This is a genomic window from Sphaerisporangium sp. NPDC088356 (assembly GCF_040685555.1).
Lineage (GTDB): Bacteria > Actinomycetota > Actinomycetes > Streptosporangiales > Streptosporangiaceae > Sphaerisporangium.
Genome location: NZ_JBFBIK010000148.1, coordinates 1 through 15,996 on the forward strand (window position 1 = coordinate 1; position 15,996 = coordinate 15,996).

Sequence of the window (15,996 nt, forward strand, 5' to 3'; positions counted from 1 at the left end):
GCGTTTCCTCCCCGGCCTGAAGGCCGGGGTCTCCACGCTGAAAGGATTCGATGAGAGGTCACCAGCGCCAGGAGAGGTGGCTAATTCTGGTCAGAACTGCAGTTCCGACCAGTCGATCATTATGGGGATGGGGTTGCTGACGCTGGGGGAGTCCCCGGGTTCGTCCTTCATGAACGTGCCGAGGTGCTTGTAGAGCATGGCGGCTCGATCCAACCGGTAGCGCTCGATGATCGAGACACCGATGCTGTCCAGCCGCACGATCCAGTAGTGAGGGATGCCGGCCTTGGCGTACTCGCCGAGCTTGTCCGTCGTGTCCTGGGTTTCTGAGCCCGGCGATACGATCTCCACGACGAGCAGGGCATGTTCGGCGCGAAGTCGTTCACCTCGCTCGCGATCGAGGCACCGATAAAGCGCGATGTCGGGTCGCCGGTTGAGGAGCGGCAGGTCCCTCAGGCGTAGATCCACGTCGTTGTTCACGGTGACGCACTCGTGACCCTTGCTCATCGCGTCACGAGCATGACGCTCCAGCAGGTTGGCCAACCGCCTGGCGGCTGTCTGACGATCAGGCGTCGGTGCCGCACAGTAGACCACGTAGCCGTCGACGATCTCTATGGCCTTGGCGATCTCCTCGGGAAGCCCCTCGTATTCCTCCGCGGTGACGCGCGCGGGCTGAGGGCGGATGTTGAGAAGCCAGCTGTCGTCTGGCAGGGCTTTCATCCGGGATCTCCTCATCACTGTCCGCTGGACGATCCAAGCCTACGGGCTGGGCATGCACCCAGCCGTAAAGCTACGGGAGGCCCGCCGGGAGTGATGGCGTATGACCACCGCCGAGTGGGTATCTCGAGGTCCCCTAATAGGCTGCGTGGGTGTTCATGGGCGCGTTGGGCGTGGTGCTCGGGTCGCCGCCTGCTCCGCAGGGCTCCTGGGAGCGCCGGGCGACGTATGTCTCCGCGGTGGCGCTCAGGCGGGCTGACAGGGCCCCGCGCGAGGTGGCGGAGGAGCTGGCGGTACGGCTTCGCCTGCTGCCCGGGGTCCGGGCGGTCGACGTACGGGCGAACGGGTTCCTGGTCATCGAGGTGGCCGTACCGGGTGAGATCGTGCGCGAGATCCTGGCCGAGCCCCTCTTCCCGGCACGGGAAACCTGTGAGCAGGGTGCCGGTGAGGCGGGTCCGTGGCCGGACTTCCCCCGTACATGGGACAACCCTGGATTTGTCGTCAAATACGCCTACGTACGGGCGGGAGCCGTACTGCGCTGGGCACGTGATCTGGGGCTCTGGGGGGTGGAGGGCCGCCGGTCGGGGGCCCGGGACGACGATCTGGGGTACGAGCACGACGATCACGGCTTCGCAGCGGGAGCGGCGGACCACGGGCCGCTCGACGAGCACGCACTGAGAGCGCCGGAGCACGATGCCGAGGCGTGGAAGTCCGCGGTGTTCCGGCCCGAGTCGCTCGCCGATCCTCGTGATCGGGCGGTGCTGAGGGTGCTGGCCGAGGTGCCGAGCAGGCGCGAAAGGCGGGATCCGGGCTGGCAGGCGTACCTGGAGCGGCTGGCGGAGGCCTATCACGACGCCTTCGAGCACGCGCCGGCCCTTCCCAAGGGGGACGAGACCCCGAGCACCACCCACGGCGCCCGGCTGTGGATGGCCGCGGCCGTACGAAGGGTCATCGGCGAGGGGTTGACAGAGTTGCGGCAAACCGCTCCCCAGAAAATATGACTAAAACGGGCAAAAAGCCGGAAGCGGTACGCCTGGCGGCTTACCTTTCTGGAGATCTTCCACCTGGTTGTCTCGCTGGTTGAGCATCGGGCGCGGTGGGATCACGGGGTCGGATAGCCTCATGCGGGTGAGTCGATTCGCCCATCCCGCCGGTGACCGGCACGCGGAGGTGCTGCCCGAGGAGCGTCCTCCGCAGGCCCCCGCCGACCTCAACACGCTCGTCCCCACCATCTGGCCGCGAATGTCCGGCCGTGTGGACGGTGCGATCACGATCGCCGGAGTGGACGTCCGGGATCTCGCCCGTGAGTACGGCACCCCTCTGTACGTGGTGGACGAGGACGACTTCCGTTCCCGCTGCCGTGACTACAAGGCCGCCTTCCAGGGTGACGACGTCTACTACGCGGGCAAGGCGTTCCTGTGCAAGGAGGTCGCCCGCTGGGTCGACCAGGAGGGCCTCGGTCTCGACGTCTGCAGCGGCGGCGAGCTCGCCGTGGCGCTGAGCGTCGGCTTCCCGCCCGAGCGCATCGCCCTGCACGGCAACAACAAGTCGTACGCCGAGCTCGAGAGGGCACTGCGGGCGGGGGTCGGCCACATCGTCGTCGACTCCTTCGACGAGATCGCCCGCGTCGGCTACCTCGCCGAAGAGCTGGGCGTGCGTCCCAAGATCCAGATCCGGGTGACCACCGGCGTCGAGGCCCACACCCACGAGTTCATCGCGACGGCCCACGACGACCAGAAGTTCGGCCTCTCCCTCAACAGCGGAGCGGCGGCCGAGGCCGTGCGCCGGATCCTCGCCCTGCCCCAGCTCGAGCTGGTCGGCCTGCACTCCCACATCGGGTCGCAGATCTTCGACACGGCGGGCTTCGAGGTCGCCGCCCGGCGCCTCGCGGTGCTGCTGACGCAGATCAAGCAGGAGCACGGCGTCGTCCTGCCCGAGCTCGACCTCGGCGGCGGTTATGGCATCGCCTACGTCGAGGGCGACGACGCGCCCGACATCAAGGTGATCGCCGACAGCCTCCGCGAGATCGTCTCCCGGGTCTGCGAGGACGCCGGTCTCCCCGTTCCCCGGCTCACGGTCGAGCCCGGGCGGGCCATCGCCGGCCCCGGCGGCATCACGGTCTACGAGGTCGGCACGGTCAAGGACGTCGAGGGCCTCCGGTCGTACGTCAGCGTCGACGGCGGAATGAGCGACAACCTCCGCACCGCGCTCTACGGGGCCGACTACACCTGCGTGCTGGCGTCCCGCACCAGCGACGCCCACCCCATCCTGTCCCGCGTGGTCGGGAAGCACTGCGAGAGCGGTGACATCGTCGTCCGCGACGTTTGGCTGCCGAGGGACGTCGCGGCGGGAGACCTGCTCGCGGTCCCGGCGACCGGCGCCTACTGCCGGTCGCTGGCGCACAACTACAACTACCTCCCGAGGCCCGCGGTGGTCGCGGTGAGGGACGGCGTGCCACGCGTGATCGTCCGCAGGGAGACCGAGGACGACCTGTTGAGGGGGCAAGCGTGAAACCGGTCGCATCGGAAGGGTCTCCAGGCGCTCAGGAGCAGGAGCCGTCCTTCGACAGGCGGGGGAGGCACGAGAAGCCCGGCGAGGCCGGCAAGCCGCTGAAGGTCGCGCTGCTCGGCTGCGGAGTCGTCGGCTCGCAGGTCGTGAGGCTGCTGCACGAGCAGGCCGACGACCTCGCCGCCCGGATCGGCGCCCCGCTGGAGCTCGCGGGGGTGGCGGTCAGGCGCCTCGGCCGCAAGCGCGACGGCGACGTCGACCCCGCGCTGCTGACCACCGACGCCGAGGCCCTGGTGACCAGGGAAGACGTCGACATCGTGGTCGAGGTGATCGGTGGCATCGAGCCGGCCAGGTCGCTCATCCTGGCCGCCATGTCCACGGGCAAGTCGATCGTCACGGCCAACAAGGCCCTGCTCGCCGAGGACGGCGCCACGGTCCACGGCTCCGCCAAGCAGAACGGCGTCGACCTGTACTTCGAGGCCAGCGTGGCCGGGGCCATCCCGCTGCTCCGCCCGCTGCGCGAGTCCCTGGCGGGCGACCGCGTCCACCGCGTGCTCGGCATCGTCAACGGCACCACCAACTACATCCTCGACAAGATGGACAGCTCGGGCGCCTCGTTCACCGACGCGCTGGACGAGGCCCAGTCCCTCGGGTACGCCGAGGCCGACCCGACGGCCGACGTCGAGGGCTTCGACGCCGCCGCGAAGGCGGCCATCCTCGCCGGTCTGGCCTTCCACAGCAGGGTGACCGCCTCCGACGTGCACCGCGAGGGCATCACCGAGATCACCGCGACGGACGTCGCCAGCGCCAAGGCCATGGGGTACGTCATCAAGCTGCTGGCCATCTGCGCCAGGTCCGACGACGGCCGCTCGGTCGGCGTCCGCGTCCACCCGGCGATGATCCCGAGGAGCCACCCGCTGGCCGGGGTCCGCGAGGCGTACAACGCGGTGTTCGTCGAGGCGGAGTCCGGCGGGCAACTGATGTTCTACGGCAAGGGCGCCGGCGGGGCCCCCACCGCCTCGGCGGTGCTGGGCGACCTGGTGGCCGTGGCACGCAACCGCCTCGCGGGCACGCACGGGCCGCAGGAGTCGACCTACGCCGACCTGCCCGTCCACCCGATGGGCGAGACGATCACGCGCTACCACGTGTCCCTGGACGTCGCCGACAAGCCGGGTGTGCTGGCACGGGTCGCCGACATCTTCGCCAAGCACGACGTGTCGATCCAGACCGTGCGTCAGGAGGGCCACGGCGACGACGCCCAGCTCGTGCTCGTGACCCACAGGGCCCATGACGCCGCGCTGTCCGCCACAATAGATGACCTGCGCGAGCTCGACATCGTCAGAGGCGTGACCGGCGTGATGCGCGTCGAGGGCGACGACACGCGCTGACTCCGGCGCCGGGCTTCGGGTCACAGGTCTCGATGCCAGGCCTGGGTGACGGCCGTCTTCCCCTGCCCCCCGCGGGGCCCGATTGAGAGGTGGCGCGTTGGGAGAGGGCGACCCCACACCGCTCGGCTACGTGCGAACGCCGTCCGCGGGCCCGGCGGGCCTGGCCTTCGAGGACGGGTGGCCCCTGCTCGCCGGTGAGGTCGCCGGCCTGCCGCTGAGCGCGGCCGACATCGTGCGGCTCCGTCCCTTCGATGGGTTGCGCGTCAGCTGGCCCGAGGGCCGTGCGGGCGTGCTGGAGACGATCCTCGCCCTGGCCTCTGCCGGGGTCCCGGTGTACGCCGAGGACGTGCCCGCCTGGGTCGAGCGGGCCGATGCCGGTCTCGCCCGGTTGCTCACCTCGTGGACCCCCGGCCCGCGTGACGAGTCGCTCCGCTCGGTGAGCGACCTGCGCAGGGAGGAGCACAGCCTGAGGCTGCGGCGCCACGCGACCCCGTCCGGTGCCGCCGTGCCCAAGGTCAGCGTGGTGATGTCCAGTAAGCGGCCGCACCTGCTCGGGTCGGCGCTCGCGCAGATCGCGCGCCAGCGTCACGTCGAGGTGGAGGTCCTGCTCGGGCTGCACGGCGTCCCCGCCTCCCACGAGGACGTACGCCGGGCGCTCGACGGTTTCCCGCTGCCGGTCACGGTGGTCGAGGCGGACGTCGCCACGCCGTTCGGCGAGGTGCTCGACCGGGTGGCGGCCAGGGCGAGCGGCGACGAGATCGCCAAGTGGGACGACGACGACTGGTACTCCCCGGAGCACCTCTCCGACCTGCTGCTCGCCCGCGCGTACAGCGGGGCCGACATCGTGGGAACGGCGGCGGAGTTCTTCTACCTGGAGCCGCTGAACGTCACGGTGCGCCGCACCGACTACACCAGCGAGATCTGGTCGGATCACGTCGCCGGCGGTACGATCTTCCTCGCTCGGGCGAAATTTCAGGAAATAGGTGGATTTGAGGGGGTGCCTCGGGGGGTGGACGCCCAGTTCCTGAAGGCCGCCCACGCCGCCGGCGCCCGCATCTACCGCACCCAGGGCCTGGGTTACGTCCTGCGCCGATCCCTCGCCGCGGGCCACACCTGGCAGCTTCCCCTCGCGCATTTCCTGCGCGTAGCGGCGAACCAGTGGCGCGGCTTCCGTCCGAGCCGGATCCTGGAAGCCTCATGACACGACGGATCCGCGGCAACGACTACACGGTGCTCGACCCGCCCGCGCTCGGCACCTGGACGCCGGCCCTACGGGTGAGCGTCGTGGTCCCCGCCTACAACGGCCAGGAGAAGCTCGACCTGGCGCTCGCCGGCCTCTCCGCGCAGAGCTACCCCGGGGAGCTGATCGAGGTCGTCGTCGTCGACAACGGCAGCAGCCCGGCCCTGCGCCTGCCGGAGATCCGCCCGCCCGGCACCCGGCTGATCGTCTGCGACACGCCCGGCAGGGCCGACGCGCGCAACGCCGGGCTCGCCGCCGCGACCGGCGACGTGATCCACTGGCTCGACTCCGACGTGGTCGCAGACCGGCACGAGGTCGAGGCGCACATGCGGTGGCACCACCTCGCGCCGTACCTCGTCGTGACCAGTTACCTGCGGTTCACGACGGCCGCGCTGCCCCCGCCGGAGGTCGTGGCGGCGGCCGACGACCTCGCCAAGCTCTTCGAGCCGGCCGAGCCGCACGAGTGGCTGGTCGACCTGGTCGAGCGCACCAACGGCCTCACCGACACCCCCAACCGGGCCTTCAGCCTGCACGTGGGCGGCGCCACCTCGGTGAACCGCCGGCTCATCGACGACGCCGGTCCCATGGACGAGGAGCTCGTCCTCGGCCAGGACACCGAGATGGGCTACCGCCTGGCGCAGGCGGGCGCGGTGTTCATCCCCGAGCCGCTGGCCCGGGGATTCCACCTCGGGCCGTCGATGCGCATGCGCGACAAGCAGCCCGTCGACCGGGTCAGCCACGCCCTGATCGGCGATCGCGTCCCGCACTACCGCTGGCTCCGCACCCATCCGACGCGCCAGTGGAAGGTGCCGTACCTCGAGGTCGTGGTCGAGGCCGGGGGCTACGAGGAGACCCGTGCCACCGTGGACGCCGTCCTCGCCGGCACGGTCCCCGACGTCTCGGTCCTGCTGACCGGCCCCTGGGACACCCTGGTCCCCGAGCGCAGGGCTCCCCTCACCGACTCCCGTCTCGACCTGACCCTCATCCACGGCCACTACGCCTACGAGAGCCGGGTACGGCTCACGCCGTCCGAGGCCGAGCGCCTCGCACCGTTCCGGCTCCGCCTCCCCGCGGGCTGGGTGCCGGGGGAGGACACCCTCGCTCGCCTGCTCGACTTCACGGTGGACGGCGGGTACGGGCTGGTCAGCGTGCTGCTCGCCGAGACCGCCGAAGGTGTGTCCGAGGCCCGGCTGGAACGCCGCTCGGCCTTCGCCCGCGCCGCCCTCGTCACGGGCCCCGCCCCAGAGACCGCCCTCGTCACGGGCCCCGTCCCCGAGACCGTCGCCGGCCCCGCCCCCGAGACCGCCGCCGTCGCCGGCCCCGTCCCCGCCGCGCGCCCGTACGACGGAGCGGGCGCTCAGCCGTACGACGAGGCGATCACACCGGCGGACGCCGGGCGGTACGACGAGGCGGTCGACGACGTCTACGGCTCGCTCTGGATCGACGGCGAGACGCTGGGCTTCCTGCCATCCTCGGAGACCTCCCCGAGCAGGGGCCGCAGGATGGCCTACCGGGCGCGGCTGGAGACCGAGGCCGAGGTGGTCAAGCTGACCAAGGAGGTCGAGCGGCTGCGCGGCCAGGTGACCAAGTGGCGCGAGGAGTCGGGCCGGTGGCGCAAGACCGCCGTCGATCTTCGCCGTGAGGTCGGCGGCCTGCGCAGGGAGGTCGCGACGCTCAAGGCGAGCCGCCTGCGCACCATGATCAAGCGTATCTCCGCCAAACGGGCCGGGCCGCTGCGCGCGGGCAACGGCTCCGGGCCGTCCCTGCCGCCCGAGGGGGAGACCGGCACGGCGACCTCCCCGGGCACCGAGGGCCCGGCATCGACGCCCACCGGCTGATGCGGTGACCACCTGCGCCGGGTCGCCCACCTTCCTCTCGCTCGCATGCTCCTCATGCCGGCGCCGGTACGGCGGCGTCCGTCTCGCGTGCCCCTCATGCCGGCGCCGGTACGGTCGCATCCGGTGCGGTGAAGCCGGCGCCGCCGTACGGCGGGCGACCCCGTGAACGTGGACCGCTTGTCAGCGTCCGCGCAGGGCCGTTCGCAGGCGGCTGGCCAGCTTCTCGCGTGCCGGCCCCGAGGTGGCGCGGGCGGGCTGGCGCGTGTGGCCTGACGGCTCCGAGGCTGCCGGGCCGCCGTCGGGCGACCGGTCCGGAGAGGGACCGGCGGCCCCTCCCACAGGCGTGCTCTGCCCGGCTCCGGCGGCGCCGTCCTTGGCCGCCCCCGCCTTGGGACCGCCGGCGGTCGCCGGGGGCCAGAACTCGGCGGCCTCGCCTCGCCGCACCCCGTGGGTACGCTCGATCACCTCGGCGAGGTCCTGACCAGGGGCGGCGAGCAGGCGGGCGCGGTTGAAGGCGTCGGTGCGCTCCAGCCGGGCCGTGCGGCCGTCGGGGAACTCCACCACGAGCAGCCCGGCCCGATCATCGGTGACGGCCTTGATCATCAGTTCCAGTGAACGTCGCCCCAGCGGCACGTCCACCGGCCCGGAGTACCGGAACGGGATGGGAGCCGGGTCGGGGACGACCGCCGGGGCGACGCGGACGCCCTTGTCGTACCGGAACTGCTCGTGGATCAGCCGCAGCTCGAAGTCGGGATCACCGAGCACCGGGTGGCGGCCCTGGGGCAGCTCCGCCCATGGCCCGACGAGCGTGACCGCCACATCCGGCAGGCTCCCGCCCAGCGCCGCGCTCACGGCGGCGCCCACCTCAGGCTCGGTAGAGCCCTCCGCGTCCAGCACCACCTCGACGTACGGCACCAGCCAGCCCCGGCCGGGCTCCTTGCGCAGGTCGCGGCGGAGCGGTACCCGATGGGCCAGGAAGGGGGCCACGACCCGGACGGTCGCCTCCTTGTCGACGCGCTGCGCCGGGATCCCGAGGTGGACGGCCCGTGCCTCCATGTCGGGGACGAACACGGCGCCGCTCATCGCCAGCCGGTAGGCGAACTCGGTGTCCTCGCCCCTCAGCACCTCGGGATCGAGGCCGCCCACCTGGTAGAACAGGGAACGGCGGAACGAGACCGTGGGTCCGGTGCAGACGTGGTAAGGGTTCTTGCTGGCGCGCAGCCCGTCCAGGCGGCGGATGGTCGCCTCCGTGGAGCTGGGGACGGCTCCGGACATGTCGAAGAGCGTGTCGAGCGCTCCCTCTCGTACGGCCGCGTGGACCTCGGCGGCCGTCAGGGCGGGCTCCTCCACGAAGACCTTGGCCCCGATCGTCACCACGTAGTCGGTGAGATGGTGCCAGCGCATGAGGGCCTCGATGTGCCCCCGGCAGATCACCATGTCGGCGTCCAGGCGCTGGACGACCTCCCCCTCGGCGGCGCGCACCCCGGTGTTCAGCGCGTGAGCCGTACCCCAGCCGCCGGGCGCGCTCGGGATCATGCGCGTGTTCTCCGGGCGGATGTCGGGCAGCCGCAGCGGCGGCTCACTGCCGTCGTCGACGACCACCGCCTCCATCAGGCCCGAGGGGTACGTCTGCGCCGCCAGCGCGGCGAGCGTCAGGTCGAGGCGCCGCTGCCCGCCGTGGGCGGGGATGACCACGCTGACCGGCAGTTCGGGCGTCCACCCGCCCAGCGTGGGCGGGACCAGGGGGGAGTAGTCGTTGTGGCGGATGACGGGACGGTCGCCCGCTCCGGCCGTGACGGCGCTCGCGGGGGTGCTCGGGGTGTCGGTCATGAGCTCGGGGTGTCGGTCATGAGGAGGAAACCCTTGCCTCAATCGTTCGTCGGTGACGTGCTGTCGTGGCGCGGTCGACGCGGCGGTCAAGATGATCGCTCCTCGCCGGTCCGGTTCGCCGCCGGGAGCCGACCCTATACAAGGAACCTGTGAGCTTCATAAGAGCCCCTGACCGCTCGCCATGACCGTCACCTGGGGATCTTCCAATGCCCCCTGTGGTCGTCCGGTAACCCACGATCCTTACTCGTACCTTTACCCGGCCACGTCCACGCGTCGCGCGTACGCCTTTCCGGCCGCGCGCCTTCCCCTGGAAACGCGTCCGGCGGCCTACTTCGCCGGGGTCGCCGGTGCTTCCGTACGGGCCGGCAGGGCGGGTGTCGCGACACCCGTGGAACCCGTGATCACCATGGGACGCTTCGCGGCGACCGGTTCCACCTCCCGGGAATCGACCTTCCCGCCGGCGGGGTACCGCACGCGGCGGTAGGCCGTGATCAGCCGCCACGCCCGTGACCGCCGCAGCCGGGCGATCAGCTCCCGATACTCGGCGAGGCGGCCTTCGAGGTGGTTCACCCGGTGCCTGAGACGGGTGGCCTCGGCGCGGAGCTCGGCGTTGCGGTCGAGCAGGTCCTCTCCGGCGCGCATGAGGGTGCTCTGCCGCGCGGCCATCTCGGCGCAGCGGGCCCGCAGCTCGCCGATCTCGCGGTGGAGGTGCCGCTCCCGCTGCAGGAACGCGGTCTCGGCGCGGCTCAGCGCGAAACCGGGTGTCCCGCGTTGCTCGTCCCGGCGTACCGCCACCCCGGCCAGATGCCGTCGCAGCACGGTGAGCTCGCGGATCTCGAACAGGGGCTCGACCAGGTGGCGGAGGCTCCCGTGGTAGAAGACCCGCCGCCGCTCGGCATCAGGGCTCACAGCGGCCGGCTCGTCGTCCTCGGCCTGCTCGGTGCTTCCGGCGTGGGCGAGCCGCAGGACCTCCTCGCTGACGCCGTAGGGGACCGTGAACACCAGCGTCGCCCCGGGCCGGAGCGTCCGGTGGAGTTCCCCGAGTACCTGGACGGGATCCCCGACGCGGTCGAGGATCTCCCCGGCGACGGCCGCGTCGAACGAGCAGTCAGGGACGCCGTCCAGGCCGTGCCCGTCGCCCACCGTGAAGTCCGTGCGCGACGCCACGTCGGCCGGGAGCCGGTCGCGCCGGCGGCGCGCGTGCGCGATCGCGGGCGGCTCCACGTCGATCCCGGTCACCCGGTCGCCCCGCTCCGCGAGCAGCAGCGAGAGCTCGCCGTCGTCGCAGCCCAGGTCGAGCACGGCTACGGGGCGCCCGGGACGGCTCGCGGGCAGGTGGTCGAGGATCCAGTGCACGCGGTCCAGATGCCTGGCCTCGCGGGCCTCCGTGGCGGGTGCCGCGTGGACGTTAGCGGGGTCGTGACGCGCGGGGCTCGCGTCGGTGCCGTGACGAGCGTGGAAGACCTGGTCGTCGGTCACGGCGACGTTTCCCTCCGCGGGCATCTGAAGTCGGACCCCATTTCGGGGACGTGGTTCCCCAATTCTGGTGGAAAAGATGCTAAAGAGACAGTGAGGATTTCGGGCGTTCTTCTGGGGTGCGGTCTTGGCCGCATTCGAGGCCAGAGCGAGTCAGCCTGGCAGAGGATTGATGTCAACGGTTTTCAGAGGCGGTCCAGCCTGTGGACGGGTGACGCGGCGGGGTTTACACCCCCCGTAGACTCATTGCCTGATACCGCTGGTAGCGGACCCATGGTTACGCGCTGTCGGGCCCGCTTCGCGCTGGGCCGGGCGCGGGAGGAGCGACAAATGTTCAGGGCGTGGCGTGGCCTTATCGAGGAATACCGTGACCGGCTCCCCGTGACCACGACGACGCCCGTGGTCACGTTGCTCGAAGGCGGCACACCGCTGGTCCCCGCCAGACGCGTCTCCGCCCTCACCGGGTGCGACGTCCATCTCAAGGTCGAGGGGCTCAACCCCACCGGCAGTTTCAAGGACCGCGGCATGACCGTGGCGATCAGCAAGGCTCTGGAAGAGGGCGCCAAGGCGGTCATCTGCGCCTCCACCGGCAACACCAGCGCCTCCGCCGCGGCCTACGCCGTCCGGGCCGGGCTCACCTGCGCTGTCCTCGTGCCGCGAGGCAAGATCGCGATGGGCAAGCTGGCCCAGGCGCTCGTCCACGGCGCCAGGCTGCTCCAGGTCGACGGCTCCTTCGACGACTGCCTCGACATGACGAGGAAGCTCGCGGAGAACTACCCGATCGCGCTGGTCAACTCGGTCAACCCCCACCGGCTCCAGGGCCAGAAGACCGCGGCCTTCGAGATCGTCGACGCACTCGGCGACGCGCCCGACGTTCACTGCATCCCCGTGGGCAACGCCGGCAACATCTCGGCGTACTGGATGGGCTACCGCGAGTACGCCGCGGACGGCGTGGCGACCAAGACCCCGCGCATGCTCGGCTTCCAGGCCAGCGGGTCGGCGCCCATCGTCAACGGCGCGCCGGTCACCCACCCGCACACCATCGCCACGGCCATCCGCATCGGCAACCCGGCCTCCTGGAAGCTCGCCGAGGCCGCCCGCGACGAGTCCGGTGGAGACATCCAGGCCGTCACCGACCGGCAGATCGCCGCGGCGTACAAGCTCCTCGCCCAGGAGGAAGGCGTGTTCGTCGAGCTGGCCTCGGCCGCGAGCGTGGCGGGCCTGCTGCAGGCCCACGAGCAGGGGTTGCTCCGCCAGGGCGAGCGCGTCGTGTGCACCGTCACGGGCAACGGCCTGAAGGACCCCGACTGGGCGATCTCCGGAGCGCCGACCCCGCTGACGATCCCGGTCGACGCCTTCGCGGCCGCCGGTGCGCTCGAGCTCGCCTGAGCCGTTCGAGATCGCCGAGTCTGAGGAAAAATCGAGGAAACGCATGGCAACGCGCAACACCGTCGTCGTCCGCGTGCCCGCCACCAGCGCGAATCTCGGGCCAGGCTTCGACTCGCTGGGCCTCGCCCTCACCCTGTACGACGAGGTCGAGGCCGGCGTCGTCGATCAGGTTCCCTCGGGCGGCCGTGCCGTGGAGGTCCAGGTCGAGGGCGAGGGGGCGGGGGAGCTCGACACCGGCGAGGGCCACCTGATCGTGCGGGCGATGCGCGCCACCTTCGACCGCGCGGGCGTCCCGCAGCCGCGAGGCATCCGGCTGCGGTGCCTCAACCGCATCCCGCACGCCCGTGGGCTCGGTTCCTCCTCCGCCGCCATCAGCGCGGGCATCATGGCCGCCCGGGCGCTCGCCGCGCCCGGCATGCCGGACGACGAGGTGTTCGCGCTGGCCACCGAGATCGAGGGCCACCCCGACAACGTCGCACCGTGCCTTTCCGGAGGTCTCACCATCGCGTGGACCGACCTGGCCGGAACTCCGCGTAAGCTGAAGTTGAGCCCGCATGGGGGCGTGCGACCTGTGGTGTGTGTGCCGAGAACCCGGCTCTCCACCGAGGAGGCGCGCGGGCTTCTGCCGAAGGACGTGCCGCATGCCGACGCAGCGGCGAACGCCGGACGCGCCGCCCTGCTCATCGCGGCGCTTACCCAGCGGCCCGAGAGCGGGTTGTTGCTAGCCGCCACCGAAGACCGTCTGCATCAGACCTACCGCGCGCCTGCGATGCCGGACACGGCTGATCTGGTAAAACGTCTCCGCGTGGCCGGGGTGCCCGCCGTTGTGTCGGGGGCCGGTCCGACGGTTCTCGTGTTCGGAACGACGGATACCCATGATTTGATCGCGTCGGAAGTGGGTAGTGACTGGCACATCCAGCCATTGGACGTCGACCAGTCTGGCGCGAGCGTTCAGTTTCCCGAGACACGCTGATGCATCTTCGACCTTCAGGGAATAGCAGTGTGCGCTGGTGATGTTAGGCTGGTAGCCGCACCAGATGCCCCCGTTGCGGGTGCGTGCTTGTCAGCCATACATCGCTGGATCGCGCCTTCCGTCGCAAGACGTAGGCCGCACAGCGGGCTTCCCGAATTGATCACCTCCGGTTGGTCCACATCCGGTTGGCGCGTCGAGAAGCGGCGTAATCGGGGACATGCGCGTTCGACGGACATCGACATCTGGTCGGCGGTAACCAGCCGGGGGGCGACCCCCGGGCCCCCAACGGCTCGCGAATCTCGACGGTGACGGCCATGTGCCGGTTCGACGCACCGACTTCCCGACACCTTAGAAATTCGTACAGCCCGACCCGGTCTGTCCCGCCGGGTCGCACCACCGGGACGCCTGGCTGATCGTGGCCGACGCCCGACCCCTGGGAAGGACCTTTTAGTTGAGCGACACCACCGAACTCCTCTCCGACGTCTCCGGCACAGTGCCGCCGGTCGCCGGCGACACCCCCACCCGCGCCGCGGCCAAGCCGCGCCGTCGCTCTGGCACCGGCCTGTCCGCCATGGTGCTGCCCGAGTTGCAGGCTCTCGCGTCGAGCCTGGGCATCAGCGGGACCGGACGGATGCGCAAGAGCCAGCTCATCGCGGCCATCCAGGAGAAGCAGGGCGTAACTGCTGACGGTGCCTCTACCTCCGCCGAGCCCACTGCCGCGCCGGCTCCCACGGCCACCGCGGCACCCGCGGTCACCGCGGAGCCGGTGGCCGAGCGACCCGCCCGTACCCGCCGGGAACGTTCCCGCCCGGCACCGGTCGAGGCCGTCGTCGAGACCCGCGAAGAGCGGGCACCCGTCGTGGAGGCGCAGCCCGTCGAGCAGGCTCCCGTGGCCGCCGCGTCCGCCCCCGCCGCCGCGCCCGTCGAGGCCGGTCAGGCCGAGACGCGGCCCGAGCGAGGCGAGTCCCGCCGCGAGCGCGGCGATCGCGCCGAGCGCGGCGAGCGCCGTGGCCGTGGCAACGACCGGCGTGACCGTGGCGACAACCGCCCGGACAACCGGAACGACAACAGCCGCCCCGAGCAGCGCGCCGCCGACGCGGGCGACGCTCCGGGCCGCCGTGACCAGGGCCGTGACCAGACGCGCGACCAGGGCCGTGACCAGGGTCGCGAGCAGTCCCGCGACCAGGGCCGCGAGCAGTCCCGCGACCAGGGCCGCGAGCAGTCCCGCGACCAGGGCCGCGAGCAGACGCGCGACCAGGGCCGTGAGCAGACGCGCGACCAGGGCCGTGAGCAGACGCGCGACCAGGGCCGTGGCCAGGGGCGTGACCAGGGTCCCGACCCGCAGGGTGACGACGACCGCCGCGGTCGCCGTGGCCGGTTCAGGGAGCGCAACCGTCGTGGCCGCGACCGCTTCGACAGCAACGAGCCCGTGATCGGTGACGACGACGTCCTCATCCCGATCGCCGGCATCCTCGACATCCTCGACAACTACGCGTTCGTGCGCACCAGCGGTTACCTGCCGGGCTCCAACGACGTGTACGTCTCGCTGGCGCAGATCCGCCGTAACGGCCTGCGCAAGGGCGACGTCATCACCGGCGCGGTCCGCCAGCCGCGTGACGGCGAGCGCCGCGAGAAGTTCAACGCCCTCGTGCGGCTCGACACCGTCAACGGCATGGACCCCGAGCAGGGGCGCAACCGCCCGGACTTCTCCAAGCTGACCCCCCTGTACCCGCAGGAGCGGCTCCGCCTGGAGACCGACCCGAGCATCCTGACGACCCGGATCATCGACCTGGTCGCGCCCATCGGCAAGGGCCAGCGTGGTCTCATCGTCTCGCCGCCGAAGGCCGGCAAGACGATGGTGCTCCAGGCGATCGCCAACGCGATCACCCGGAACAACCCCGAGTGCCACCTGATGGTCGTCCTGGTGGACGAGCGTCCGGAAGAGGTCACCGACATGCAGAGGTCGGTGAAGGGCGAGGTCATCCACTCGACCTTCGACCGTCCCGCCGAGGACCACACCACTGTCGCCGAGCTCGCCATCGAGCGCGCCAAGCGGCTGGTGGAGCTGGGCCACGACGTGGTCGTGCTCCTCGACTCCATCACCCGCCTCGGCCGCGCGTACAACCTCGCGGCCCCGGCGTCCGGGCGCATCCTTTCCGGTGGTGTCGACTCGACCGCGCTGTACCCGCCCAAGCGGTTCTTCGGCGCCGCCCGCAACATCGAGAACGGCGGCTCGCTGACGATCCTCGCCACGGCGCTGGTGGAGACCGGCTCCAAGATGGACGAGGTCATCTTCGAGGAGTTCAAGGGCACCGGCAACGCCGAGCTCAAGCTCAACCGCTCCCTGGCCGACAAGCGCATCTTCCCCGCGGTGGACGTCGACGCGTCCGGCACCCGTAAGGAAGAGATCCTCATGTCCAGGGACGAGCTCCAGATCGTCTGGAAGCTGCGTCGCGTGCTCCACGCCCTCGACATGCAGCAGGCGCTCGAACTCCTGCTGGAGAAGATGAGGGAGACGCAGTCCAACGCGGAGTTCCTGCTCCAGGTCCAGAAGACCACGGTCAGCTCCGAGCGCGACTAGCGCCTCGCGCGCCCGGGTTCTCCCGGGTGACCACTGAAGAAGGGGCGGCGGGCCACACG

At 71.2% G+C, this 15,996-nt stretch carries 11 protein-coding genes; 8 read left to right on the top strand and 3 right to left on the bottom strand.

The window, feature by feature from the left end; genetic code table 11:
• Positions 1-90: 90 nt before the first annotated feature.
• A complete protein-coding gene (locus tag AB0O34_RS32950; RefSeq protein ID WP_363922207.1) occupies positions 91-717 on the bottom strand; it encodes a Uma2 family endonuclease in 627 nt (208 codons plus the stop codon).
• A 155-nt stretch (positions 718-872) separates the two neighbouring features.
• Here AB0O34_RS32950 and AB0O34_RS32955 point away from each other — a divergent pair, with 155 nt between their 5' ends.
• From AB0O34_RS32955 to AB0O34_RS32975, 5 genes are all read left to right on the top strand, one after another.
• Positions 873-1,715, top strand: coding sequence for an anticodon-binding protein (locus AB0O34_RS32955; RefSeq protein WP_363922209.1), 843 nt, complete (start codon positions 873-875; stop codon positions 1,713-1,715).
• Between the two features lie 127 nt (positions 1,716-1,842).
• Entirely contained in the window at positions 1,843-3,225 is a 1,383-nt protein-coding gene (lysA, locus tag AB0O34_RS32960) for a diaminopimelate decarboxylase (RefSeq protein ID WP_363922225.1), read from the top strand.
• Between the two features lie 98 nt (positions 3,226-3,323).
• Complete coding sequence (locus tag AB0O34_RS32965) at positions 3,324-4,610, top strand: homoserine dehydrogenase (RefSeq protein ID WP_363922227.1); 1,287 nt, start codon at positions 3,324-3,326, stop codon at positions 4,608-4,610.
• A 97-nt stretch (positions 4,611-4,707) separates the two neighbouring features.
• On the top strand, positions 4,708-5,811 hold the full coding sequence (locus AB0O34_RS32970; protein WP_363922211.1) for a family 2 glycosyl transferase: 1,104 nt from the start codon (positions 4,708-4,710) through the stop codon (positions 5,809-5,811).
• On the top strand, positions 5,808-7,688 hold the full coding sequence (locus tag AB0O34_RS32975; RefSeq protein ID WP_363922213.1) for a glycosyltransferase: 1,881 nt from the start codon (positions 5,808-5,810) through the stop codon (positions 7,686-7,688). The genes AB0O34_RS32970 and AB0O34_RS32975 overlap by 4 nt, the downstream gene beginning before the upstream one ends.
• Positions 7,689-7,868: 180 nt before the next feature.
• Here AB0O34_RS32975 and AB0O34_RS32980 read toward each other — a convergent pair whose 3' ends face one another.
• Both AB0O34_RS32980 and AB0O34_RS32985 read right to left on the bottom strand, forming a co-directional pair.
• Positions 7,869-9,518, bottom strand: coding sequence for a glycosyltransferase (locus AB0O34_RS32980; protein ID WP_363922215.1), 1,650 nt, complete (start codon positions 9,516-9,518; stop codon positions 7,869-7,871).
• Between the two features lie 327 nt (positions 9,519-9,845).
• Positions 9,846-10,997, bottom strand: coding sequence for a methyltransferase domain-containing protein (locus AB0O34_RS32985; RefSeq protein ID WP_363922217.1), 1,152 nt, complete (start codon positions 10,995-10,997; stop codon positions 9,846-9,848).
• A gap of 327 nt (positions 10,998-11,324) precedes the next feature.
• Here AB0O34_RS32985 and thrC point away from each other — a divergent pair, with 327 nt between their 5' ends.
• The 3 genes from thrC to rho all read left to right on the top strand — a co-directional run bounded on the left by thrC (position 11,325) and on the right by rho (position 15,937).
• On the top strand, positions 11,325-12,383 hold the full coding sequence (gene thrC, locus AB0O34_RS32990; protein ID WP_363922219.1) for a threonine synthase: 1,059 nt from the start codon (positions 11,325-11,327) through the stop codon (positions 12,381-12,383).
• A gap of 43 nt (positions 12,384-12,426) precedes the next feature.
• Positions 12,427-13,356, top strand: coding sequence for a homoserine kinase (gene thrB, locus AB0O34_RS32995; protein ID WP_363922221.1), 930 nt, complete (start codon positions 12,427-12,429; stop codon positions 13,354-13,356).
• Positions 13,357-13,807: 451 nt separating this feature from the next.
• Positions 13,808-15,937 (top strand): transcription termination factor Rho, encoded by a 2,130-nt coding sequence (gene rho, locus AB0O34_RS33000; protein ID WP_363922223.1) that lies wholly within the window; start codon positions 13,808-13,810, stop codon positions 15,935-15,937.
• Positions 15,938-15,996: the final 59 nt, after the last annotated feature.

Excerpts from the sequence above, each read along its gene's own strand:
- AB0O34_RS32975 (WP_363922213.1), top strand. The coding sequence starts at position 5,808 with ATGACACGACGGATCCGCGGCAACGACTACACGGTGCTCGACCCGCCC.
- thrB (WP_363922221.1), top strand. The coding sequence starts at position 12,427 with ATGGCAACGCGCAACACCGTCGTCGTCCGCGTGCCCGCCACCAGCGCG.
- AB0O34_RS32950 (WP_363922207.1), bottom strand. The coding sequence starts at position 717 with ATGAAAGCCCTGCCAGACGACAGCTGGCTTCTCAACATCCGCCCTCAG.
- AB0O34_RS32980 (WP_363922215.1), bottom strand. The coding sequence starts at position 9,518 with ATGACCGACACCCCGAGCACCCCCGCGAGCGCCGTCACGGCCGGAGCG.
- thrC (WP_363922219.1), top strand. The coding sequence starts at position 11,325 with ATGTTCAGGGCGTGGCGTGGCCTTATCGAGGAATACCGTGACCGGCTC.
- AB0O34_RS32955 (WP_363922209.1), top strand. The coding sequence starts at position 873 with ATGGGCGCGTTGGGCGTGGTGCTCGGGTCGCCGCCTGCTCCGCAGGGC.